Origin of the sequence: Vagococcus hydrophili (assembly GCF_011304195.1) — a bacterium.
GTDB lineage: Bacteria > Bacillota > Bacilli > Lactobacillales > Vagococcaceae > Vagococcus > Vagococcus hydrophili.
In genome coordinates this window covers 2,305,616-2,330,841 of record NZ_CP049887.1, presented here as the reverse complement: position 1 = coordinate 2,330,841, position 25,226 = coordinate 2,305,616, and the positions used below count along the sequence as shown (strand labels likewise).

Annotated in this window: 24 protein-coding genes, 1 tRNA gene and 1 pseudogene; 4 read left to right on the top strand and 22 right to left on the bottom strand. The window is 33.7% G+C overall.

The features are described 5' to 3' along the window. Positions 1-79: 79 nt before the first annotated feature. The 12 genes from G7082_RS11440 to G7082_RS11385 all read right to left on the bottom strand — a co-directional run bounded on the left by G7082_RS11440 (position 80) and on the right by G7082_RS11385 (position 13,241). Positions 80-2,605, bottom strand: a complete 2,526-nt coding sequence (locus tag G7082_RS11440) for a sigma 54-interacting transcriptional regulator (RefSeq protein ID WP_166035184.1) — start codon at positions 2,603-2,605, stop codon at positions 80-82. 201 nt (positions 2,606-2,806) lie between these two features. After that, entirely contained in the window at positions 2,807-3,634 is an 828-nt protein-coding gene (locus G7082_RS11435; protein ID WP_166035183.1) for a PTS system mannose/fructose/sorbose family transporter subunit IID, read from the bottom strand. Then, positions 3,631-4,443: a PTS mannose/fructose/sorbose/N-acetylgalactosamine transporter subunit IIC gene (locus G7082_RS11430; RefSeq protein WP_166035182.1), complete on the bottom strand. Its 813-nt coding sequence runs from the start codon at positions 4,441-4,443 to the stop codon at positions 3,631-3,633. The genes G7082_RS11435 and G7082_RS11430 overlap by 4 nt, the downstream gene beginning before the upstream one ends. 17 nt (positions 4,444-4,460) lie before the next feature. After that, the gene (locus G7082_RS11425; RefSeq protein WP_166035181.1) at positions 4,461-4,958 is read right to left on the bottom strand and encodes a PTS sugar transporter subunit IIB; all 498 of its coding nucleotides are present in this window, start codon (positions 4,956-4,958) and stop codon (positions 4,461-4,463) included. A gap of 12 nt (positions 4,959-4,970) precedes the next feature. Next, entirely contained in the window at positions 4,971-5,390 is a 420-nt protein-coding gene (locus G7082_RS11420; RefSeq protein ID WP_166035180.1) for a PTS sugar transporter subunit IIA, read from the bottom strand. A gap of 138 nt (positions 5,391-5,528) precedes the next feature. Then, entirely contained in the window at positions 5,529-5,876 is a 348-nt protein-coding gene (locus G7082_RS11415; protein WP_238842648.1) for a YlbG family protein, read from the bottom strand. Further along, positions 5,866-6,294: a YlbF/YmcA family competence regulator gene (locus G7082_RS11410; protein ID WP_166035179.1), complete on the bottom strand. Its 429-nt coding sequence runs from the start codon at positions 6,292-6,294 to the stop codon at positions 5,866-5,868. The genes G7082_RS11415 and G7082_RS11410 overlap by 11 nt, the downstream gene beginning before the upstream one ends. Next, entirely contained in the window at positions 6,291-7,430 is a 1,140-nt protein-coding gene (locus tag G7082_RS11405; protein ID WP_166035178.1) for a CAP-associated domain-containing protein, read from the bottom strand. Before G7082_RS11405 ends, G7082_RS11410 begins: the two co-directional genes overlap by 4 nt. Positions 7,431-7,454: 24 nt before the next feature. Then, on the bottom strand, positions 7,455-10,880 hold the full coding sequence (locus G7082_RS11400; RefSeq protein WP_166035177.1) for a pyruvate carboxylase: 3,426 nt from the start codon (positions 10,878-10,880) through the stop codon (positions 7,455-7,457). Positions 10,881-10,897: 17 nt separating this feature from the next. After that, positions 10,898-12,133 (bottom strand): FtsW/RodA/SpoVE family cell cycle protein, encoded by a 1,236-nt coding sequence (locus G7082_RS11395; protein WP_166035176.1) that lies wholly within the window; start codon positions 12,131-12,133, stop codon positions 10,898-10,900. A gap of 18 nt (positions 12,134-12,151) precedes the next feature. Then, positions 12,152-12,445 (bottom strand): DUF1507 family protein, encoded by a 294-nt coding sequence (locus G7082_RS11390; RefSeq protein ID WP_420825035.1) that lies wholly within the window; start codon positions 12,443-12,445, stop codon positions 12,152-12,154. A 187-nt stretch (positions 12,446-12,632) separates the two neighbouring features. Next, positions 12,633-13,241, bottom strand: coding sequence for a superoxide dismutase (locus tag G7082_RS11385; protein WP_166035174.1), 609 nt, complete (start codon positions 13,239-13,241; stop codon positions 12,633-12,635). A 184-nt stretch (positions 13,242-13,425) separates the two neighbouring features. On the opposite strand from G7082_RS11385, the gene G7082_RS11380 reads away from it, so the two are divergent. Next, positions 13,426-14,235 carry a DUF1189 domain-containing protein gene (locus tag G7082_RS11380; protein WP_166035173.1) on the top strand — a complete coding sequence of 270 codons (810 nt, stop codon included), beginning with the start codon at positions 13,426-13,428 and terminating at the stop codon, positions 14,233-14,235. A gap of 43 nt (positions 14,236-14,278) precedes the next feature. Here G7082_RS11380 and G7082_RS11375 read toward each other — a convergent pair whose 3' ends face one another. The 7 genes from G7082_RS11375 to mltG all read right to left on the bottom strand — a co-directional run bounded on the left by G7082_RS11375 (position 14,279) and on the right by mltG (position 19,885). Next, the gene (locus tag G7082_RS11375; protein WP_166035172.1) at positions 14,279-14,566 is read right to left on the bottom strand and encodes a HesB/YadR/YfhF family protein; all 288 of its coding nucleotides are present in this window, start codon (positions 14,564-14,566) and stop codon (positions 14,279-14,281) included. 70 nt (positions 14,567-14,636) lie between these two features. Next, positions 14,637-15,302, bottom strand: coding sequence for a potassium channel family protein (locus G7082_RS11370; protein WP_166035171.1), 666 nt, complete (start codon positions 15,300-15,302; stop codon positions 14,637-14,639). Between the two features lie 24 nt (positions 15,303-15,326). Continuing rightward, a complete protein-coding gene (locus G7082_RS11365) occupies positions 15,327-15,959 on the bottom strand; it encodes a response regulator transcription factor (RefSeq protein ID WP_166035170.1) in 633 nt (210 codons plus the stop codon). Beyond that, positions 15,952-17,031 carry a sensor histidine kinase gene (locus tag G7082_RS11360; RefSeq protein ID WP_166035169.1) on the bottom strand — a complete coding sequence of 360 codons (1,080 nt, stop codon included), beginning with the start codon at positions 17,029-17,031 and terminating at the stop codon, positions 15,952-15,954. Before G7082_RS11360 ends, G7082_RS11365 begins: the two co-directional genes overlap by 8 nt. Beyond that, positions 17,028-17,759: a cell wall-active antibiotics response protein LiaF gene (gene liaF, locus G7082_RS11355; protein ID WP_166035168.1), complete on the bottom strand. Its 732-nt coding sequence runs from the start codon at positions 17,757-17,759 to the stop codon at positions 17,028-17,030. The genes G7082_RS11360 and liaF overlap by 4 nt, the downstream gene beginning before the upstream one ends. Before the next feature lie 201 nt (positions 17,760-17,960). After that, positions 17,961-18,434: a transcription elongation factor GreA gene (gene greA, locus G7082_RS11350; protein ID WP_166036080.1), complete on the bottom strand. Its 474-nt coding sequence runs from the start codon at positions 18,432-18,434 to the stop codon at positions 17,961-17,963. A gap of 170 nt (positions 18,435-18,604) precedes the next feature. Then, positions 18,605-19,885: an endolytic transglycosylase MltG gene (gene mltG / locus G7082_RS11345; protein ID WP_238842647.1), complete on the bottom strand. Its 1,281-nt coding sequence runs from the start codon at positions 19,883-19,885 to the stop codon at positions 18,605-18,607. A gap of 219 nt (positions 19,886-20,104) precedes the next feature. On the opposite strand from mltG, the gene G7082_RS11340 reads away from it, so the two are divergent. Beyond that, the gene (locus tag G7082_RS11340) at positions 20,105-20,443 is read left to right on the top strand and encodes a zinc ribbon domain-containing protein YjdM (RefSeq protein ID WP_166035166.1); all 339 of its coding nucleotides are present in this window, start codon (positions 20,105-20,107) and stop codon (positions 20,441-20,443) included. A 132-nt stretch (positions 20,444-20,575) separates the two neighbouring features. Here G7082_RS11340 and G7082_RS11335 read toward each other — a convergent pair. After that, positions 20,576-20,648, bottom strand: a tRNA-Thr gene (locus tag G7082_RS11335). A 143-nt stretch (positions 20,649-20,791) separates the two neighbouring features. On the opposite strand from G7082_RS11335, the gene G7082_RS11330 reads away from it, so the two are divergent. Together G7082_RS11330 and G7082_RS11325 are read left to right on the top strand one after the other, a co-directional pair. Beyond that, the gene (locus G7082_RS11330) at positions 20,792-21,607 is read left to right on the top strand and encodes a GNAT family N-acetyltransferase (protein WP_166035165.1); all 816 of its coding nucleotides are present in this window, start codon (positions 20,792-20,794) and stop codon (positions 21,605-21,607) included. Positions 21,608-21,689: 82 nt separating this feature from the next. Further along, positions 21,690-22,238, top strand: coding sequence for a P-loop NTPase family protein (locus tag G7082_RS11325; protein WP_166035164.1), 549 nt, complete (start codon positions 21,690-21,692; stop codon positions 22,236-22,238). A gap of 47 nt (positions 22,239-22,285) precedes the next feature. Here G7082_RS11325 and G7082_RS11320 read toward each other — a convergent pair. Both G7082_RS11320 and recJ read right to left on the bottom strand, forming a co-directional pair. Beyond that, positions 22,286-22,797 (bottom strand): annotated as a pseudogene (locus tag G7082_RS11320) (adenine phosphoribosyltransferase). Continuing rightward, the gene (gene recJ, locus G7082_RS11315; RefSeq protein ID WP_166035163.1) at positions 22,794-25,118 is read right to left on the bottom strand and encodes a single-stranded-DNA-specific exonuclease RecJ; all 2,325 of its coding nucleotides are present in this window, start codon (positions 25,116-25,118) and stop codon (positions 22,794-22,796) included. Before recJ ends, G7082_RS11320 begins: the two are co-directional and overlap by 4 nt. Positions 25,119-25,226 lie beyond the last annotated feature (108 nt).

Here is a 25,226-nt window from a genome sequence, read left to right as displayed (position 1 = left end):
ATACACTGGTGTATCTGCTAGGAAATTGGTATAAAAAAATGACAGTAAGAGCTTCTTTCAGCTCTCCTGTCATTCTTTATTAAGCATTTAATATTTCATATAAAACAAATAATTCCCAATCTGATATTTGAATTCGGTAAAACTGTTCCAAAATATAAAGGATGTCCTTCATATTTTGATAAAAGAACTTATTATTTAGTTTAAGCTCTGATAAATTACCTGGCACAGGATAATCTGTGTCACCTAGCATCATTCGCTCAATCATTAACGCCAAATGCATGGTAAAATTAAATTTCATTTTTGCGCTTAATTGTAAATTAAAGCGTTTCTCACATTTTTCAGTGGTATTTTCAACTTGCTTAATAATCACATCAGGGTTTAAAAACTCTAATTTTTCAGACAAACCTTCTTTTGAAAAGAAATGAATAAACTCATTTAAAATATTTGCCACATTATTTGGATGAATCAAATTTTTAAAGGTTATATCCAATTGTTTTTCTGCATCTTCATCTAAAACATCAAGTAAATTGACACTTGGAACATCTGTTTGATTATCTAAATAAGAAGTTGTTAGGATGAGAGAAGTTTCCTTCAAATAATCCTGCTCATTACTGGCCCGATCTAAAATGTTTCTAAGTTCATTAAAATTCAGCGTAATAATTTTTATATCAGGATTAAAGTTCTTCTCACAAATTGCTTTTAATTTTTTAGATATATCATGTCCAGAGATACTTGAGATGATAATATTTTTTTCAACCGAAAAACCTTCAAAATATTGAACGTTGGTTTGAAAGGTTTTTTCTGCGTGTTTAGCTACATCATAGAACATTTGACCGTTAACCAACTGCTGTCCAATCTCAAGGGCGTACGACGTGGTCAAGTTATTGATTACAAGTAACTCACCTAGTATTTGTGGTTTCAAACTTTTGTATAAATGAGTTAACGATCCCATATCTACCAACATAATAACGCCCTCTGAAGTATCTCTTTCCGAAAGCCAAATTTTCACCTGAGCCACCACATCTCTAATTGATGAGGTTAAAGGCATATTGATTGCGTCAAAAATATATTCCCCACACAACTTATTAGCAACTCCTCGAATGCTTGAGGCTGTGGTATCTCCGTGAGCAACAAGTAAGGCGTGATATCTAATGTCCTCAGATATCTTGTCAATAAGCAACACGCTTAACATAACTTCCACAAATAACTTGATTTCAGACGATACTTTTTCTGTCACATAATGAGCAAATAAGGCTGTTCGGGGATATTCCTTCGTGACTTTTCTTTTGAGCTCCTCAAGAGTTTTAATCGACAAAGAATTTTGATTAATTTGAAGAAACCGAATAATACTTTTGACACTACGACAAGTTAACTGTGGGTCATTAATTATTTGTTGATTGTTCTGACTTATTTGAAGCATTAACTGATTGCCTAAGACATCATTTTCCACATGAAAATTGCCTTCTAAAAAATGAGTATCAAATTGTAAGAGTTCCTCCTTCAAATCAATGACAGCTGTTTCGCTATTCATTAATGAGGTAAACGCATCATTTAATTGACTCATGTAATCAATTTTACGACTACTTTGATGTGCTTGATAAGAAATCATCGTAAATTCCGTTTGTTTTCCTTCACTTATTTCTAAGACCTCCGGAGTGGTACTTTTTCTTAAAGCATCTGCACAGTACATTTGAATTTCATTAATCAAACTTCCTACATTTCCCGGAATTTGTTGATCTAATAATTGCTTAAAAATTTTACTCTCAATTTTTAAATCACAATTTAAACGCAGTGATTCTCTCATAAATAAATGATTAACTAAAGATATTCGCTCCAAAATAGACCGTTCATGAAGGGCAGGTAGATTAACAACCACTGAAATCCGTCGGTAAAAAGTGGGCAATAAGACTTCTTTTGGTTCTTCCGTTGTTGCAAATAACAGACGAACTTGGCTAGAGACAACTTTGCTTTCTTCACCCACCGGTCTGAATTTACCACTATCCATAAATTGGAACAGTTTTTCTTGATTTTCTTTTGATAATCGGTGAACTTCATCTAAAAATAAGACGCCGCCATTTGCTTGAAGCAATAGGCCTTTTTTATCATTTTCGGCTCCTGTAAACGCACCTTTTGTGTGTCCAAATAAAATCGATGATAATAACTCTGGATTATTCGCGTAATCTGCACAGTTAAATGTAATAAAAGTCTTCGCTTCTTCTTTTCTGTGCTCCTTCAAGTAATCAAAAATAATTTTTGCTAAAAAACTTTTTCCCACACCACTTGGACCACACAATAACAAAGGTAAGCCAATGGGAGGATACAAAATTGCTGCTTTACATTTTTCTATCGCTTCACGAGCACTTCCGTCATAGCCGATGTATTGTTGAAAAACATCTTTAATCTCTGTTTGACTTAAACCAATGGATTGCCATAAAACAGGGCGACTTCCTTTTTGATCAATTTCTCTTTTTTCTAGTAATTTATTTAAATACAAACTAGTAGCTGAACGACTTAAATCAAGTGCCTTTGCTATTTCTGTTGTTGTCAGACCTTCTTTTTCATTTTCCAGTATTTTTAATATTAGGTCATGGGTTTCTTTTTTCATCCTAACCACCTTCTACATCTCTGATATATTAATTTTAAGTAAAAATAACCTAAATTAATTTTCTAAAAAAGCAATACAAACAAAACTTAAAATTAAGTGTCTGCATTGCTTTTTATTCATTACCAAACAACGTTTAGTATAACGTAAAAATGATGTTTTATTAGTAAATACATTCATTTTTTACATTAATCGTAACTAATATTAACAAATACCTAATAGACCTAAAATAATTCCTAAGAACATAATACCAAACATAACCACATTAACATTGACTTTTTTACGTAGTAACCAAAACGCACCCAAGGTAACAATTAACGGGATCAGACCAATAAACAATTGATCTAAGTAGACTTGCATCTTCATGGCTTCTTTACTGCCTTTAACACTTACTTCTAAAATTGTTTTGAATTTAACGTTTGAAGCTGTCATACTACCCATCATCATTAAACCAAGCATACTAGAAGCTTTCGTTAAAATTTTCATTCCTCCAGATTCATACATTTTCTGAATGAAACTAGCACCAACTGAATACCCACTATAAAGAGCGTAGTAGTGAATTAAAAAGGCTGGAATATTATATAGTAATAAGAAAACAATCGCGCCCATAGGTGAGCCTGTAGCCGCTAAAGAAATCCCAATACCTGCAGCGATAACTCTTAAAATACCCCAAAAGAACGAATCGCCAATACCTGAAATTGGACCCATTAAAGACGCTTTAACGGCAGTGATTGAACTATCATCAAAAGTTTCATCTTCACTGTTTTGTTTCTCCATTGACGCAACTAGTCCCATAATAAAGTTATTAATGTGCATTGTGGCATTAAACCATGTTGTATGTCGCACAATGGCCTCAGCGCGCTCTTCATCTGTTTTATAAAAACGATTGATAACTGGCAGTAACGTATAAATAACTCCCACCGCATGATATTGTGTTGCTCCTGTACGACTAGCGTTCATTGTCCATGAGCGCCAAAATACAGAACGCATCATTTTCTTTTCTTCTTTGTTTAAATTTTCTTGGAATTTCATGCGAAAAAGTCCTCCTCTTCATCTTGTTTAGATACCGTTCCACTTGCTGCTGTTTTTACACCACTTGAAGGAATTTCTTGAATTTGTAAATCACGTTGAGCGCTGACTACACAAATAACTACACCTAAAACAGCCACTGCAACAGCTGGTAAATTTAAATAAGCTGTTAGAACAAAGCCTAAAATATAAAAGACTGATAATTTTTTATCCCATAATAATTTCATTAACATAGCAAAACCTACGGCTGGAAGTAATCCTCCTGCTGCACTTAAACCATTCATCAAACGTTCTGGAATATTTTCAACAAAGGTGTTAACTGGACCACTTCCTGCTAAAATTCCGATAAATGAAATAGAAGCAATGATTAGGTAATAGATTACCCACGTTCCATAATGAAGCGTCACAATCATTTTTTGATTGTTTTCACGTGCTGCTTTATCAAGCATTGGTGCAAAAATATTCATAAAAACATTTTTTAAAAACATTACGACAAAAGCTGCTAACATTCCGATTGGCACAGCCAAAGTCATGGCGGCTTTTTGATCAATATTTGAAATAATGGCAAACGTTGTTGCTAAAGTTGTTGCTGTTACTGGTTCTGCAGCAATCACACCACCAATATTAACATTTCCTAAGAACACAGCTTCTAGCGCTGCCCCCATTAAAACCCCTGTTTTCATATCTCCTAAAAGCATACCTGTCACAAGACCAACAACAAGTGGTCTTTCCATCATACTTTGACCTGTTAAGTAGTTTCCCGCAAAACAGATAAATACAGCTAAAGCTGCCATGGATGCATTCATTAACATAATTCAATTTCCCCCTTTTAAAATTTGCTTATTGTTTCTTTTAAATCAATTTGTGGATTCGTTGGTAACACTTGGTTATAACTTTTGACTCTTTCTAAGGAAGCCAACTCTTTAGCTGCCAAAATCTCTTCTGGATTTAACTGAACACTTGGAAAGACCATTTGTTTCGTTGCTGGATCTGATTTATCAAAGCGACCTGCATTAGCTACATTGACTGCATCCAAATCTGTCACATTTTGAGCAATTTTATTGGCATCAGAAACACTGTTTACAATAACAAAAATTCGTTTATCTTTTCCTCTAGGGTCATTAAACAATTCAATAGCATCCGCAACTGAACGAATTAATAACTTCATCCCATTAGGAACAGCCATTTTTAATGTCATTTGCATCACATTATTTTTAGCTGCCTCGTCATTTGCTACAACTAAAAGTGGGGCGTTTAATTCTTTGGTCCAAACAACTGCAACTTGTCCGTGGATTAATCTGTCATCAACTCTAACTTGTGTAATCATTCTTTTTTCCTCCTAAAAGATATCTTCTTCTTCATCATCTTGATTTGTTTGTACAAGTGTTACCTGACTTTCATTGATAGCCTCTTGAATCATTTCTGTGGTAATTGCACTTTCTTCTGGTAAAAATAAAATCGATAAAATAATAGCTAAATTAATATTAGATAAAATAAAAATATCTTCTCTGCCTGCTGTTAAAACTTCTGTTACGACTTTTTGATTCACACTCCCACCAAATAAATCAGTAAAAATAACGCCTTGTTCGTTTTCACCAATGCTATTAATAAAGTCAACAATAACAGGTGTGTAATCTTCATCTGTCATGTAGGCATTAATAACAGTCACATCATCTCCCTTTCCAGCTAAGATATTAAGTGAACTTTGAATACCTTTGGCTAATTCTCCATGTGTTGCAATTAAATAATTTCTTTTCATCTATTTCTCACCTCATTTATATATAAGCAATTCACGTGCCAACTTCTAAAACAGATTTAGAGCCTTATATAACGCTCTTTTAAGCAAATAAAAAAGTGTTTAAACAGATAATTATCCATTTAAACACTTTATTTTTTTCTATTCTACAAACTCTGCTAATCTAATTTCTGTTTTTTGCTCTTCAAATTCTAAAGGTTCTGCTTCAATAACTTCTTTATTACCTAGACGGTTATCGAAATCCATATTAATGTCTGGACGCATTGATTTTTCAACACTACGAACAAAGAATTGCTTCTCTAATTTCTCAACTTTTTGATCAACATCTATATCATCAACATAGAGCACAACGTATTTCATTTTTTTTGATACATGATGGACATAACCAAAACGACGTAAATTTTTTAATTGTTTCAAACTATAAACCCAGACCACTAAACCTCTTCTGGGAACTAGCTCTAACGTATCTTCAACTTCTTTAACTAACATGACAACTACCTCCACATCCTCTTTTTGCAAATTCAAAAAATGGATTACCGGCATCAATTTTGATGTCATCTGAAATAGCTTTCGCAAGATCATGAGTCACGTAATCTAACATATTTTGAAGTGAGGTTTCTTGATATTTAAAACTAGAGACTAAGTCATTCGTATCTAATAGTCTCTTTTTCTGTCTTAGTTCTCGGCGCTTCTCTTTGAAATCGGGTGCGTATTTACCATAAGGTTCAATTTTTTCAAAACTTTCCTTAGCCTTTAAAAACTCTGTCAATACGACATCCACCTCAGTACTTTGATCCATTTCTTTATAAATGGATACATACTCTAAAACGTGTTGACTATTTAATAATTCAACCGATAATTCATTCACTAGATTTTCAATTTCGAAAAAATCTTCATTATAAATCAAGGTTTATCACTACTTTCAATCGTCTGTTTTTTTTCTTCTTCACCAAAGAAAATTAATGATTTTTCTTTGGTAAATGTGATGCCAACCGTTGTATCTTTTTTATGATCAATTTCTTCATGATAGAAACGGCTGCCATACCAATTAGTAACCATAAAAGGAACGTCGTTGACTGGACCATAAAATACACCGTGATCTTTTTTACTTTTCAATTCAACTTCCTTGCCTAATTTTAACATCTCTTCATCTGATAATAACAAGATAGCCTCTGATTGTTTTTCGCTCATCTTCTTCCAATCAGCCAGATGATCTTGATCAGTAATAATTGATTCTGGCTTTTCTGATAAAATCTCTAAGCCTTTATTTGCTTTGTTTTGTAAATCAACATCTACATGGTAGCCTTTTTTTTCATCTTTCTCTCTAAAAAGATTAAGTAAAGTGACTAATTGTTCTCGGTTAGCTTCATCTACTTTTTTAAAATCAGTGGTATCCTTTTGTTTAGTCAGCTTAACATGATTTTCTTGTTCCATTTGATAGGGCATGATACTAAGGAGCGTCTGTTTATCAAGATAGCGAATGCCTAAGAGTTTCCCTGTCAATTGATTCATATGCAAGATAGCAAAAGTACCATTATTAAAAGCGACTAAAGGCCTATAGTTCATGTCATCTTCTGTTAATTCAACCTCGTATTTTTGATCCCCATACTCAAAATTGAAGTTAGAAAAAATTGTTGTAATTTCTGCTAAATCAACTAAATTCATGTTCATTGTAAAAGGGCTTGAATCAACGTCACTTCCTAAAACAAAGGCACTGACTACCACATGGTTTTTTATTTCAACTTGATAATAATCATTAACTGAGTCCCCGTAAACAAGCCACTCTGTTTGATCATATGATTCCCAGCGTTTTTTAGGATTGGGAAATTCTTTTAGAAATTCTTCTTTTGTTTTACCAATCTGATTTGCCATCCCTGTTGTATTTAGTTCATAGTAGGGCACAGATTTATGGGTCATTTTTACTTTCTCAATTGAAAGATCGTTCTTAGGCTTTGGATTTTTGTAAGATGATATGACTGGTTTTATATAAACCACACTAAAGACTAATATCAAACAGACAACAAATTCAATTATTCGTTTCACTTATAATGCCTACTTCCTTTTGAATTAAATCGTTAATTCAATCATTAAATCTCCTGATTGAATGGCATCCGCTTTTGAAACTAACACACGTTTCACCACGCCATCGCGCTTAGAATAAATCGTTGTTTCCATTTTCATCGCTTCTGTTACAAGGAGCGCTTGTCCTTTTTGAACTGCCTCTCCAGGCGTTACAAGAACATCTAAAACTGAGCCAGACATAGTTGCTGCCACATGTCCTTTATTGGTTGGTTCTGCTTTTTCTTTTAACAAGACTTTAGATTTCACATTTTGGTCCTTAATCACGATTTCACGACGTTGACCATTTAAATTAAAGAATAACACACGATTACCTTCTAAGTCAGGTTCACCAACCTCATCTAAAGTAATAATCAAAGTTTTACCTTTTTCAATTCTAACTTCAACTGTTTCACCCACACGCATCCCTTTAAAGAACGTTAACGTATCCAGTAACTCCACATCTCCAAAAGCATCATGCATTTTACAGTAATCAAGAAAGACTTGAGGGTACATAATATAACTTAAAACATCTTGCTTGCTTGGTTCAAAACCAACTAAGTCTTTTAACTCTAACTTAACAGCCTCAAAATCAACTGCTTTAGCTAAACTTCCTGGTCTAACTTCAATTGAATCACGACCATTTAAGATAATTTCCTTAAGTTCTTTAGGAAATCCTCCTGTTGGCTGACCTAAATCTCCTTGGAAGAAACTAATCACAGATTCAGGATAATTTAACTCTCGACCTTTAGCATAGATATCATCTGAGTTTAAGTTATTTTGAACCATGAATAAAGCCATATCCCCTACTACTTTAGATGATGGGGTTACTTTAACGATATCTCCAAATAGTTCATTCACATCAGAATACATACCTTTGATATCTTCCCATTTTTCTTCAAGTCCAACAGCTTTTGCTTGTTGTTGAAGATTTGAATATTGACCACCTGGCATCTCATGAGAATAAACTTCTGTTTGAGGGGCACTAATACCATTTTCAAATGGCGCATAAAACTTACGAACATCTTCCCAATAATGGTTAATCTGTTGAATATTTTCTATATTAACATCGGGCGTTCTTGGTCCATTGTTAAGAGCGTAATATAAACTACTCATGCTTGGTTGACTTGTGGCACTACTCATCGCACTCATAGCCACATCAATAATATCGACACCAGCTTTCGTTGCAGCTGAATAAGTGATAATCCCATTACCTGATGTATCATGAGTATGCAAATGGATTGGCACATCTACTGCTGATTTCAACTCAGTAATTAAGTGATACGCAGCTTGTGGTTTAAGTAACCCTGCCATATCTTTAATTGCAATAATGTGAGCACCCATTTTTTCCAGCTCTTTTGCCATATCTCGGTAATAAGCAAGATTGTATTTCGCACGATTTGGATCTAACACGTCTCCAGTGTAGCAAATCGCTGCTTCAGCAATTTTCCCTGTATCTCGAACATACTGAATACTTTTTTCCATTTGTGGTAACCAGTTTAAACTATCAAAAATACGGAAGACATCAATTCCTTCTGCCGCAGATACTTCAATGAACTCTTTTAACACATTATCTGGATAGTTTTGATAGCCTACAGCATTCGATCCTCTAAAGAGCATTTGGAACAATGTATTTGGCATTAATTTTCTTAGCTTACGTAATCGTACCCATGGATCTTCATTTAAGAAACGGTACGCCACATCAAAGGTCGCACCACCCCACATTTCACTTGAAAACAATTCAGGAACACCTTCGTCTGTTAATTGAGCAATTTTCTTTAAGTCATTCGTTCTAACACGAGTTGCTAATAAACTTTGATGGGCATCTCTAAAGGTTGTATCCGTCAGTAACACTTCATCTTTATTTTTAATCCAATCAACCACAGCATCAGCACCTTGAGTATCTAAGATGTTCTTAGCTGTTTGAATTGTTGGTTTTGTGATGATTTTCCCCGGAATTCTAGCTTCACTTTGGAAATTTTTCTCTAGTTTCCCAACACCAGGAAAACCATTAACTGTCACTTCACCAATATATTTCATCGTTTTATTTCCACGATCTCTTACACGAGGAAACTCAAACAGTTCTGGTGATTCATCAATAAAGGTTGTAATCGCGTCACCCGATTTAAAGGTTGGATGTGAAATCACATTGGCTAAGAAAGGAATGTTCGTTTTTACACCACGAATTCTAAACTCTTTAAGTGCACGATTCATTTTTGAAATTGTTTGATCAAAAGTAATTCCGTGAGTACAGACTTTTACAAGTAAAGAATCAAAGAATGGTGTTACCACAGCTCCTGCAAAAGCATTTCCTAAATCCAGTCTGATACCATAACCACCTGGTGATCTGTAGGTATCTATTTTACCAGTATCAGGCATAAAATTATTCAAAGGATCTTCTGTTGTGATCCGACATTGAATTGCAAAGCCGTGAATACTAATTTTTTCTTGTTCTGGAATACCGATTTCTTTATGTAAGTCTTTGCCCATTGCAATTTCTAATTGAGACATGACAATATCCACGTCAGTAATTAATTCAGTAATTGTATGTTCTACTTGGACACGAGGATTGACTTCAATGAAATAAAAATTCTCACCTTCAACTAAAAATTCAACCGTTCCAGCATTCACATAACCAACGTGTTTCATTAGTTTAACAGCAGCATCGCAAATCTTCACACGTTGCTCATCTGACATAGACACACAGGGAGCCACTTCAACAACTTTTTGATGACGTCTTTGAACGGAGCAATCTCTTTCAAATAAATGAATCACATTACCGTGTGTATCTCCTAAAATTTGAACTTCAATATGTTTAGGATTTGAAATGTATTTCTCTGCGTAGACTTCATCATTACCAAAAGCTGCTTTCGCTTCACTTTTAGCACGTTCATAACCATCTCTTGCTTCTTCTTCATTACGAGCAACACGCATACCACGACCACCACCGCCAAGTGTGGCTTTAATCATAATTGGATAAGAAAATTCATTCGCAAATTCTAAAACCTCTTCAACTGAGTTAACTGGACCGTCTGTTCCTGGTATAGACTGAACACCTGCAGAAATAGCGGCATCTTTTGCTTTAATCTTATCACCGAACATATCTAAGTGTTCTAACGTTGGCCCGATAAAAATAATACCTTCTTCATGACATCTTTTAGCAAACTCTAAATTTTCAGATAAAAATCCATATCCCGGATGGATGGCATCTACTTTACTACTTTTGGCGATGCGAATAATGTCTTCAATATCTAAATACGCGTCTGTTGCCTTTTTACCTTTCCCGACTAGGTAAGCTTCATCTGCTTTAAATCGATGAATTGATCTCTCATCCTCCATTGCGTAAATACCCACAGTTTGGATATTTAACTCTGTACATGCGCGAAAAACACGAATAGCGATCTCACCACGGTTAGCTACTAAAACTCTTTTCATACTAAATTCCTCCAACCTTATTTATGATATTCAAGCATACGTGTTGTCTGCTCTCTTGAGTACTCTATTGCTAGTTTTTCATTTTGTTTGTCAAAATGACTTTTTTTCTCATCTGCACTGATATTTAAAGCAAAACCAACAGCGATAGATAACGTGATTAAGCTTGAGCCACCTTGACTTAAAAATGGAAAAGTTACCCCTGTTAAAGGAATAATCCCTGTAATACCACCAATATTGATAAATGTTTGAATAAGCATCATCCCGCCGATACCAATACACATCATCGAATTAAAGGTATTTTTTGACTTAATACCAATAATTAAAATTCTTAAAATTAAAAACAATAACACGCCTAAAATAACAAAAGAGACAATCAAACCTAGTTCTTCAATAACAATCGAGAACATGAAATCGGTTTGAGCTTCTGGTAGGAAGCCTTTCTTTTGAATACTATTACCAATCCCTAATCCAAACCAACCACCATTACTCATGGCGTAGTAAGAATTGACCATTTGATGTCCGGCACCTAATGGGTCAACAAATGGGTTAGAGAAGGTTCTAAAACGATTATAAACATATTGAAAGCGATCAGGAAAAATGAGTCCTCCTGTTAAAACAATCGTTTGAATCGCTAAAAAGGCACCAACAATTCCTGTTCCCATTGCTAGGACTGTATAAAAATAATTAATACCACTAGCAAAAATCATGATAGAAGCAATCATTGCTAAAATAACAGCTCCCCCATTATCTGGTTGGATTACGACTAAGAAAATCAAACCACCAATTAAAATTAACGGTTTCATCGCCGCTTCCTTGAAATTTTTATTAATCATATTTTGTCTTCTGGATAAAATATAAGCTAGATACCAGATAATCACAATTTTCAGAAATTCTGCTGGTTGAAGTGTAATTCCCCCAATGTTTAACCAACCATCTGCTCCACCACCAGATTGTCCCATATTCGTAAATTTAGTTAAAATTAACATTAAACTAATTACGCCAATAGCAATCATAATAAAATTTTTATTTTGAAAAACTTTTGTCTTCATTTTATAGATAAACGTGATTGCTAGTAAGCCAATCACAAAAAAAGCTGCTTGCTTAATGGCGTCTGATGCTGGATTCCTTCCCTGCATCGCCAATTTAGCGGAGCTAGCACTATAAACCATAATAATCCCCATAATTGATAAAAATAAATACGGAATTAAAATACCATAATCTAAATACAAGCGTTTATTGATTTGTTTCGGCAAAAAAACCACTTCCTCTCGCTACTTACTTGTTTCTTTTTTCTTTTGCTCATCAAAAACAGATCCGTACACTTGATTTAATTCTTGCTCTAAATCGCTAATTATTTTACTGCCTTCTTCTCTTGTTAAAATGCCAATTCTTTTAGCATAATCTATTTGTTTTGAAAAACCATACATTTGTGTATCAACCACTTCTTCAAACGCTTTACATTGAGTAATACACTGATAGTTTTTTTGATTGGTAATCAATTGTCTTATTTTGGCTGCTTCTTTATTTAATTCCTCTAATGCTTCAGCTTTTACTATCTCTAAAATCATGATAGCCCTCCTTAATTCCTTGACCTATTATAACATACTCAAGAATTTTCATTTATATGTTCATTCATTAAATTAATAAATAGTTTCTTTCATATATAATAGTCTATTTAAGCCATCATTGTAAAGAATTCTACCAAATAAAAAAGAGTAAAAGAAGAATTCTTTTACTCTTTGGGTTATTTTTCTATTTTACTGCTGAGAAACGTTTGTTTACTTCTTCCCAGTTAACAACATTAAAGAATGCTTTAATGTAATCAGGACGAACGTTACTATATTTTTTATAGTAAGCATGTTCCCAAACATCTAAACCTAATACAGGTGTTTTTCCTTCTGATAATGGTGAATCTTGATTTGGTGTTGACATGATTTCTAATTTACCTTCATTAACAACTAACCAAGCCCAACCAGAACCAAAACGTCCTAAAGCTGCTGCTGTGAAGGCTGTTTTAAATTCTTCATAACTTCCAAATGCACTTTCAATGGCTCCTTTAATTGCTCCTGTTGGTTCGCCATCAGCGTTTGCTGCCATAATTTCCCAGAAGAAAGTATGGTTTGCATGTCCACCACCATTATTTCTAACTGCCATACGAATGTCTTCAGGTACATCGTTTAAGTTAGATACTAATTCTTCAACTGTTTTAGATCCTAATTCTGGATGTTTTTCAATTGCTGCGTTTAAATTAGTTACATATGTATTGTGATGTTTGTCATGATGTAATTTCATTGTTAATTCATCAATGTGTGGTTCTAGTGCATCGTATGCATATGGTAATTCTGGTAATGTGTATGTCATTATAAAAGCCTCCTAATAGTTAGTAAATCAATCCTTAATGGTCTGACTTAACACATTAAATATAACATTAAGCGACAATAAAAACAAAAAATTGAACTGAAAAAAACATTTATCCCAAAAGCTTGTTTCCGTGATTCAAACGCGTTACAATAAAAGGTATTGACTAATTCACAAAGGAGATCTTATGAGTACATTTAAATTAATTCAAGCAGCATTTAAGCAACCTTCTCTTTTGATTGAAGCAAGAAAGAAAAAAGGGTTCCATGTTTTCTTATACATGATTCTTTTATCTATCATCTTGAGCTTACCAACGGTGATTCAAAGTATGAGTTTTCTTGATTCATTAAAAGAAGATGGCGATAAAATCATTCAGAAAGTGCCCGACTTTTCAATTAAAGATGGGGCGATTAAAACAGATAAGAAAGATGCCGGTTTTATTTATCAAACCAATTCAATGATCTTCACCTTTGATCCTGAAGGCAAACGTAATAAGAAGGATATTGAAACAGATGCTACTGGTGGTAACATGGCTCTAGCACTTCTAAAAAATGAAGTTGTTTTAGTTTTACCTACAGTTGGCTCTACTGCTGATGTTCTAGATAGCAGTGTGTTATCATTACCTTATACAACACCTCAACTCAAAATATTGGATAAAGATTTTTTAACCAATCTACTAACGAATGATTCTCAAAAAATGGTATTAGTGCTATTTATTTTATTAACATCAGGTTTAGTCATTTTCTTAAGTTTATTATTTGATTTAGTCGTTATGACATTTTTCGCTAATATCTTTACCAAACTTAAGATGATCAATTTAAAATTTGGCGAAATTTTCAAAGTTTTAGTATATTGTGCAACGATTCCAACTATTTTAACCATTGTCCTTCAATTTTTATGGCCTAGTCTTTCATTAGGGTCTGCTGGACTTGCCTTAACACTTTTGATTTACTTTAATATTTTCCCTAAACCAAATCGAAAAACAAAACAAAAATAAAAAGATAAGGAATCTGACGTAACTGTCATTTTCCTTATCTTTTTTATCTATAATAATAAGCTGGCTCTTTTAATGTCTCATCTAAAGAAACCTCTAAGGTGTAATCAGCAAAAAACCATTCGTCCCCTACTTCAGTGAAAAACGTAATCCCATTTTCCACTTTTTCAATGAGTGCTTCATTAGGAGTGGTTACTTCTAATCCTGTTGAAAAACCAACATGGACATTAGTTGCTCCGCCATATTTCCCATAAATTCTAATGCTGTCTCCAGAGCTTAATAGTAATTCATTCTCAAACCACTCAACTGCTTCTGGGGTTATTTCTAGTTTCATTCCATCACTCCATTTCTTACAAATGAATTGTAACATATAAAAAAAAAAGCAATGAGCATTTTGCTCACTGCTAACGGTTCATCTTTTCATCTAAATGATCCACATCTTCATTGTGCCCGACAACTAACAAAATATCATTTTCAATAATCATCTGATTAGCTGGGGGTGAGACGATTAACTCATTTTTTGCACGTCTGATAGCTACAATGGTTAAATTAAAATGTTTTCTAAAGTTAATTTCTTCAATGGTTTTATTATAAAACTTCTTATGCGTGATCATGACTTCGGCTAATGAATAATCCTCAGAAAGCTCGATGAAGTCCAACATATTGTTCGAGGTTAATTTATGCCCTAACCGAATACCCATGTCTCTTTCTGGATGGACAACTGTATCTGCTCCCACTTTATCTAAAACGCGGGCATGATACTCGTCTTGGGCTTTAGCTGTGATTCTTGGCACACCCATCTCTTTTGCCATTAAAGTAACTAAGATACTTGCTTGAATATCTTCCCCAATTGCGACAATCACATGATCAAAATTTCTAAGACCTAATGACCGTAATGTTGCTTCATCTTGAGCATTAGCTACAACAGCATGTGTTGCAATATTCATGTATTCATTCACTCTATCTTCACAACTATCAATGGCTAATACCTCTTGATCCGATTTAATTAATTCACGACAAACACTCCCACCAAATCTTCCTAATCCAATAATAGCAAATGATTTACGCATAATGATTCTCCCTACTTATTTAATTTATTTGACAATACCTTGCTTAAACGCATAAATAGCCGCTTGCGTACGGTCTTCAACATCTAATTTTGATAAAATATTTGAAACGTGTGTTTTCACTGTTTTTAGTGTGATAAATAATTCGTCTGCAATTTCTTGATTGCTTTTACCTTCTGAAATAAGTAATAAAATTTCTTTTTCTCGGTTGGTTAAGTCTTCATGTAAAACATGTTCTTTTGGTTTTGATAACCGTTCCATCATCTTACTTGTCACTTCAGGTTCTAACACTTTTTCCCCTTGGTGAGCTGAACGAATCGCATTGGCAATATCTTTGGCTGATGATGTTTTTAGGAGATAACCTGCCGCTCCGGCTTCAATGGCTGGATAAACTTTCTCATCGTCAATAAAGCTCGTCACAATAATGACACGTGCCTCAGGCCAATCTGAAAGAATTTTCTTTGTTGCTTCAATCCCGTCCATGACATCCATCACTAAATCCATTAAAATGACATCCGGTTTCAATTCTAATGCTTTCTCATAACCAATCAAGCCGTTTTCAGCTTCTGCAATCACTTCAATATCTGATTGAATCATTAAATAAGATGAGACTCCTAATCTTACCATCTCATGATCATCAACTAACAATACTTTAATCATTCGTTTCACTCTCCTCTAATACAGGAACTTTTATTTCAATACTTGTCCCTTGTCCTTTAAAACTGACAATTCGACAAGTACCTCCCATGCCAGCAACCCGCTCTCTGATATTATTTAAACCGTAACTACCTACTTTTGGCTGATTCATGTCAAAACCTTGACCATCATCCACCACTCTTAGTAAAACTGTTTGGTCAATTTTTTTCAAATAAACTTCCAAAGATTTTGCATTGGCGTGTCGCAGCGTATTTGAAAGTAATTCTTGAATAATTCTAAATAGATTATCTTCAATTGAACTAGGTAAGCAAACATCTTCTACATTCCATAAGAGTTCGATATTAATTTTAGTTTGAAGTTCGTTTAAAAGCATCTCAATACCTTGTTTCAATGACTTAGCTTCTAAATTAATTGGTCGCAGATGCAGCAACAGGGCACGCATCTCAGATTGAGAAGTATTAATGATATTTGCAATCATTTGAACTTGTTTTTCCACAACTTCTGGAACATCTAGTTCTGAGACACCCTCATTAAGCGCTGATAACATCATAGTTGCGGCAAATAATTGCTGACTAACCGAATCATGTAACTCCCTTGCAATACGATGACGCTCCTCTTTGATGACTTCTTCTTTTGTTTCACCTTCAAGCATTTTAGGGTAACTATTTGATTCTTGAAGCTCTCTTGAGATTGTCACCATTTTATTTCTAATTTTATAGATATCTTGCTCAAGTTCTGAAACAAACTCATCTTGACTGACAAAGGTTTCAATTTCTGTAAATGATTCATGTTCATAATTACCTACTGCCAAAAGCTGGAGCTGTTCCTCTATTTTACTATATGTTTTTCGATTTGACACAAAAAGAAGTGTAATTACAATGCCGCTAACAGCTAATGCAATCACAATCACATAAATGATGATAGGGACTTTAAACATGGTCGTATGAATTAATTCTAACATCCATTTTTTTTGATTTTTTGCGTAAAAATAAGTATATAAAGTAATAATTAAGATCATAAACGTCATTAAAAAGGAGTAGAAAAAGATTAAAGGACGACTCTTTTTAGAAATCATACTCTAATCACCTCAATATCTCCAAATAATGTGTTCGTTACAATTTTAACACGTCTTGCCGCTTCATCAAACTCATTACTATATAATTTTAGAGACTCATTCTTCAAATTGAAATGTTCTCCTTCAAATGCCGCTTCTCCAATCATTGCTGAGTGCTCTAAACAAACACCAATTCCTGTTGGCACTAAAATGCGTGTTTTACCAAAGCCTTTTCTAACAATCACGACATTGTCTTCTTTAGGTAATAAAGTATTGCCTAAATCAATGATTGTGTCTCCGTAAATAATCGACATATTGATATCGTCCCATTCGTAGGTATCACTTCCAAATCGTTGATTGCCCACCCAAGGACGTTTAAAACGACGACCTGACTTTGGCTCGCTTGCTGTTGTTTTCACCATTTTGATTTGTTTTTTTCGCCAAGGTGCACTTGAAAACAGATCAATACCTGACACTTCAACACCCTTAAGACCAACAAAAAGAATCGCTAAAACAAGCATCAACCAAACGGCGGGACTATATAAAAGACAAATCAACATCGCCGCTAGACTACCAATTTTTTGAAACTGATTGAAGGAAGTTTTATAAACTTTTTTAGCTGAATAGACAAAATTTATAATAGCAAAAATTAAAATTAATAACACTGGCACATTATCAAATAATTGATAGACTGCCCATAAAAATAGTAATAATTCAGTTACTATAAAGAATCTCCATGAACTTTGCATAAGCTTTCCCCTTTACTTAAATTTCTCTATCCCTAGTATATAGTGAAATACACATTTTACAAAACCACAAAAGAAGGAACATTCTCTACGACTTTAGTCCTAGTTTTTTATTTTTCCATTCTGACAAAAACAAGTCATTAAACACAAAAATCAATTTTGCGGCTAATGACTTGTTTTAAATTAGATCTTTATTGTTTTTAATTAAGAAATTTCTTCAATGCGAACTTCCATGTCTCCACCTGGTGTACTAATTGTCACAACTTCATTTAATTTGTGTCCAATTAAAGCTTTCGCAATTGGTGAATCATTAGAAATTTTACCTGATAAAGGATCAGCTTCCGCACTCCCTACGATAGTGTACTCTTCTTCGTCACCATCTGGTAATTCTATAAATTTAACAGTTCGTCCAATAGATACTTCATCTTTTGAAACATTATTATTATCAATGATTTGTGCAAAACGAATCATATTTTCTAATGTTGTAATTCGCCCTTCAACAAAGGCTTGCTCATCTTTTGCAGACTCATACTCTGAGTTCTCAGATAAATCGCCAAAACTTCTTGCAATTTTAATACGTTCTACAATTTCTTTACGTTTAACTGTTTTTAACTCTTCAAGTTCTTGCTCTAATTTTTCTTTACCTTCTAAAGTCATCGGATATACTTTTTCCATAATCGACTCACGTCTCCTTAAAACGATATTAAGTTATTTGACAAATGAAGAGCTTTTCCGAAATGTATCGGAAAAGCTTTTCACTAGCAATATAACAAACAGATTACCATGTTAGGATTAAAAAGTAAACATCAAAAAACAAATTTTTTGTTCACTCTTTAAAAAAATTTCATCTATTTTTTATCGTCAATATATTCTTTTTTAAGTTCTAAATGTTCTTCATATGTCTTAGCATAGTACACTTTACCTGTTGTCACATCTGCTAAGAAATAGATATAATCATTAGGTTCTGGACTCATAACAGCTGAGATTGCCTCTTCACTAGGATTATTAAACGGTCCCGGTCCATAACCTTTATTCACATACAAGTTATAAGGTGAATCAATTTGCGTGTCTTTGTTCGACAAATGCACTTTATGTTGATCCATCGCATAGAGAATTGAGATATCAGATTGTAATGGCATATCCGTCTCGATTCTATTGAAGAAAACTTGGGCAATTTTTTGACGGTCTTCTTTTAAACTACCTTCTTTTTCAACTAAAGAAGATAAAGTCAAGACTTGTTGGACAGTCATTTTCTTTTGCTCAATTGTCTCGTAAAATGGTGTCATCACTTGATTTGTTTTAACAATCATTTGCTCAATGATATCTTCAAGAGACGTATCCTTGTAGTAATTGTATGTCGCAGGATATAAATAACCTTCTAATCGGTAACGCACATCTTTTGCTTGTTTAGCACTAGTTAACAACTCTGGGTATTTTCCAGCCATTTTATTGAAGAATTTCTCGTCTTCAATAACTTTCATAAAATCTTCTTTTTTAACATCAGCTTTTTTCTCAAACAATTCAGCAATTTGATCAATTGATGAACCTTCTGGAATTGTAATCTTAGCGTCCGCTAAAGCCTCTGGTTCTGATGTTCCACCCGCTTGTAAATTCTTTGTGATATCTTCAAGGGTCATGTTAGGTGCCATTTGATAATACCCTGCTTGAAAATCAGAAATATTATTCATTTTTACATAGTAAGAAAAAACTAAACCACTTTTTATGATTTTACTTTTTTCTAACACTTGCCCAATTTCTTTACTAGAGCTACCAATCGGAATTTCAATTTGAACCAATTTATCATTACTTGAATCAAGTGGTTTTAAGCTAGACTTAAAGTAGCTATAGAACGAAAAGACTGCTACAGCGATTGTCAGCACAAGCGCCAATGAAATAATCAAAACAATTTTTTTCACCATATTATTTTCTTTTTTTCTTGAGCTGTATTTATCTTGCTTACCACCTCGAGATCGTCTTGGGACTTCTTGATTAACTTCAGGTTTTTCCGGCACTACTTCCTCAGTATCTGGAGTTTCCTGTAGAGAATTTAATACATAATCTTTTAAATCTTTTCCAGACTTGGGACCATCATCTTTTTGGTTAAAATCGTTATCTTTATTGTTCGTCAAAAAGGTGTCCTCCTTAACTTCTTTTTTTAAATTTGCTCCTATCATTATACATGATTCTTTAAAAATTCCAAATATTAAATAAAAAAAATGTTTTTTATTTAATATTTGTTACTTAATTATAATGCTTGTTCATTCATAAAACTAGGTATTAAGAATAAACTTCCTTTTTTAGATTCAATAGGTTACAATAACATTGATAAAATTTAAAGGAGAGTTTACATGACAACATTACCAAATTGCCCTAACTGTGAATCAGCATATACTTATGAAGATAGAGGTTTATTCGTTTGTCCTGAGTGCGCCCACGAATGGTCACAAGAACAAGATTCAGCTGAATCAACTGAGTTTATCGTTAAAGATTCAAACGGCAATATCTTAGTTGATGGAGACAGCATTACTGTCATTAAAGACCTTAAAGTAAAAGGTGCAAGCAACCCAATCAAACAAGGAACAAAAGTGAAAAACATTAAATTAGTTGATAGCGATCATAATATTGATTGTAAAATTGATGGCTTTGGTCCAATGAAATTAAAATCAGAATTTGTAAAAAAACTATAATCTTTTTTAGTAACAAGGAGTTGATTCTCTTTGTTACTATTTTTTTGAATAAAAAGGTTAATTTTTGGGTAATAAGTTTAAAAAAAATAATGATAATCCCTCATAAATAAAGGATTATCACTATTGGTTCAAAGCCACCTACCAGGATTGAACTGGTGACCTTTTGCTTACCATGCAAACGCTCTACCTACTGAGCTAAGGCGGCAAATACTCTTCTATCATTAAATAGGATACCGTTATCCTTAACGTAAGTCAACTTCTTTTACAATAATTCATAAAAGTTGCTTCTTGCTTTCAACTCCTTTAAATTTATAAGTAATTACTATAGAAGATAAAGGAGTTTATTTTATGTTATTACCTATTGCAAAAGCCTCGATGCCTCGTGTTACACAGACTTGGAACAAAGGATTCAGCGATTACCTTGTTCCAATTAATATGACTGAACAGCAATTAAACCATCGGATCGACTCTCTAGGCCTCTCTCGGGATTTTTCTTGCGTTTTTGAAGAAGAAGGCGCTTATCTTGGTGTAATCCTTTTAGGGATTCAAACATTAAATCATAAAAGAATAATGTGGGTTGGAGGTATCTCTGTTGATCCTGCTTCAAGAGGAAAACACGTCGGTACGAAATTAATGAAACACGCTGAACTACTAGCTACTCAAAATAATTGTGAAGGGATTCGCCTGGAAGTGATTGCCACTAATTATAAAGCTAAAAAAATGTACGACTCTCTTTCATATAGTATATTAAATGAACTGATTATTGCTGATATCAGTAATTTAGATAACAAACAAGACTCACTTGTTGAGCTTATCCAGTTTCCAATGGATCGTATCAGCCTCAAAGAACCTATCACCATTCCTTGGCAAAATAGATTAATCTTTGCTCAAAATTCTTTAATGATTCACTATCAACATCAGATTATCGGTTATTTAAGTTTTACAGAAAGTGATTCGAGCATAGCAATTCAACAGTTAGTTATATTTAATGAACAGCACTTATCTTTGATAAAAGATATCTTAATTTACCTAAATAATCAATTCGAAAAAACACTCACATTAAGTAATTTTGACTCTTCGTCTAAAGAATTTTCAATGTTACATTCCTTTGGTTTAACAACTAAATTAACTCAATTACAGCTTTTTTTACCTCTTAAAAAATAAATTATATTCTATACGGTTATTGAAATAATGTTCTTTTTGAGGTAGTCTTAATAGGTATCTATGAGACTGGAGACAAAATCAAATGAAAATTAGAATTATAGGCTATGCTGGAAGTGGCAAAACCTCATTAACTATCAAACTTCAAGAAAAATATCTCATCCAAGGTATTTCATTGGATGATTTTTTAAAAATAAAAGATAAAAATCAACGCTTCACTTTACTCAACTCACGTCTGTCTTCACTGGATGCGTGGATTGTTGAAGGCGTTCAAGTCAGCTCTTGGACGAAACAAACGTTTGACGAGGCACAATTGATTGTTATTTTAGATTATCCTATTTTTATCACACAATACAGAGTTTTCAAACGAACGGTTTCCCAAGTTTTTGATAAATCCAGATCTTTTGAACAGAAGAAAAAAGTCATTAAGCGAATGTTTAAATTATTCAAATGGAATCATCGTTTTAGAAAAAGATTACCTAGTATAAAAACAAATTTGTATAATCAAACCTCTCGTGTCATGATTTTAGAGTCTCCAAAAGATGAGAAAAGATTACACCAATACATGAAGAATCAGCAGCGAATGAAAAAACATGCTGAAAACAGAAAACATCGTATGCGTGGTACACAATAAAAAAGCGAACTTAGCCATATTTATCTAAGTTCGCTTTTTTTATTTTATTAAAAATCCATTAATCTTAAAATATCATAACCTTCAATTTTATCGCGACCGTTTAGTTCATTTAATTCAACTAAAAAGGCACAACCCACAACAATGCCACCTAATTGTTCTACTAATTCGATTGTTGCAGCAATTGTTCCACCTGTTGCCAATAAATCATCACAAATAATCACTTTTTGACCAGGTTTAATCGCATCTTTATGAATCGTTAAAATATCAGTCCCATATTCTAAGCCGTATTCTACTTCAATTGTTTCACGAGGTAATTTCCCTTTTTTACGAGCAGGAGCAAAGCCAATTCCTAACTCATAAGCCACGGGACAACCGATAATAAATCCACGAGCTTCTGGTCCGACAACCATCTCTGCACCACGTTCTTTAGCGTAAGCTACAATTTGTCTTGTTGCTTCCTGGTAAGCTGCTCCGTCTCCCATTAAAGGTGAAATATCTCTGAAGATAACCCTTCTTTTGGGTAGTCTGGAATACTAGCAATATAATCTTTTAAATTCATTTGAATTCCTCCTGTTGCAAAATCCACTGTTTAATTTCTTTAATGTCGCTGTATAAAAATAATTTTTCCATCTCAATTTTGTGTTGATAATCTTGATAGATTTTACTTTCTGGTAAGGGCTTATTCACTGGATTTTGGACTTTAGTCATTAGACCATCATCTATTGTAACAAATCCTAAGTCAAAAAACACCTGAATCATAAAAATTAATAGATTTTTATCAATTTTTAAATACATTGAAATGTCTTTAATTTTATTTCTGATGTCAATTGATTCTTGTGCTGCGATTAGTTTGAATAGTTTTGAAAATTGTTCTCTGGTTGGAAGTCCGGTTAAATAATGCTCTTGCAATACATTAGCTTCTAGAAAGACTCTTGCGACATTTAGTTGACTAAAAATAGCCTTAGCATTTTCTAAATCATAAGGACAATCCACAATAACTACTTCCTCATGTGAATTAATCCTTTCAATTAACGCTTCATTCATATCTTTTATTAAGTAAGTATGCGGATTTCTAGATTGAACTTTCTCAAACACTTTCTCCTCGAAAACAAGATAGCCCACATTGTCTGTTTGTGGATTGATTTCTTGTTTTTTCTTACCACGGGCATCAAAAATTTGCCAATCTGAAATAGCGAAATCAGTCAGCATCACTTGAGGCTTTCTAAAACCATTCCATTCGTTAATTGATAACTGCCCTACGATTTCAATCTCATCTGCAAATTCAAATTCATGAATTTCTTGACCACGATTAAAAGCGAGACAATCGACTGTCGTTTCTTTTTCACTTAACTGGCATTTTAAATGAGCATTATCTGCCCCGATTTGTTTAATGTTTTTTAGCTTATTAGATTTAATTAAAAAATAAGGTGACGGGTTATCTGTCCCAAATGGTGATAATAATTTTAACCGTTCAATAAATTCCACATTGACTGAATCTAACTCAAGAACGCGGTCAATCAGTAATTCCTCTTTATCTAGAGAAGTCATTCCTAAGTCAATAATTTTTTGGTTCACTTGGCTTTTTATATCTTCTAATTTTTCGTGTTTCAAGGTTAAGCCAGCAGCCATATGATGACCACCAAAACTTTCTAACTCGTCCTTCACCGAACTTAAGACTTGAAATAAATCAACTCCTTGAACACTCCGACCAGACCCTTTTAAAAGACCAGTCTCTTTGTCTAAATTCAAAACAATTGTTGGTTTATGCAATTCTTGAACAACTCGACTGGCAACAATTCCTAAAACTCCTTGATGCCATGTTTCATTCACTAAAATTAAAATAGCATCATCTGTTTTTTCTCTAGCCATCTCAAGAGCTTCTGCTGTAATATCTTTTACAATGGTTTGACGTTCCGTATTTTTTTGTTGAATAAATGTGGCAATATTGGCTGCTTCTTCATCATCAAAGGTAGATAATAACTCAACACCAGGTGAAGCATCTCCTAGACGACCAATAGCATTTAATCTAGGGGCTAGAGTAAATCCAACCGTTTCCTCTGAGGCGCTTGTCAAATCAACTTTTGCAACGTCAGCAAGAGCATTTAATCCAATTCTTTCGCTTTGTTTCATTATTTCTAAACCAATTTTTACCATGGCTCTATTTTCATCGGTTAAAGAAACTAAATCAGCAATTGTCCCAATCGCCACTAAATCCAGACTCTCCATCGGAATTTCACCTAAGAGGGCGGTTGCTACTTTAAAAGCTACACCGACCCCTGCTAAATCGTTGAAAGGATAGTTTCCTTTTGGGTGTCTCGGATGAATAATAGCAAAAGCCTCTGGTAATTCTTCTGGTAATTCATGGTGATCTGTAACAATCACATCCACACCTTTTGTATTAGCGTATTGAATGGCTTCATGCCCACTTACTCCGTTATCAACAGTTACAATAAGTTGAATTTCCTCTTCTTCAATCATTCTCTTATAAACAGCCACATTAGGTCCATAACCATCTGTAAAACGATTAGGTAGGTAGTAACAGACATTACCACCAATCAACTCAATAGCTTCTTTCATAACGGTAGTGCTTGTAATACCATCAGCATCATAATCACCGTAAACCAGTATTTTTTCGCCATTTTCGATGGCTTGCTGAATTCTCTCCACACTTTTTTCCATATCATAAAGTAAAAAAGGATCGTGGAAATTTGCCACAGTTGGATTGAAATAAGTTTCTATTTGTTCTGGCGTAGTAATCCCTCTGCTCCATAAAAGTGGTGCTAACTCTTGATTAATCTTTAATCTGTCTAATTCAGGAATAAGTACGCTAGACGTCTCTTCCTCTGCTTGTACATTCCATTTATATAGTGATTCTTTCAAATTAACACTCCTGATCTTAAACTTTTTTCCAATAAAAAAAAGACCCATGTCTCTCTCACTCATTTTAGCACAACTTCGAAAAAAGAGGAAACAGTTCTCAGTCTATCT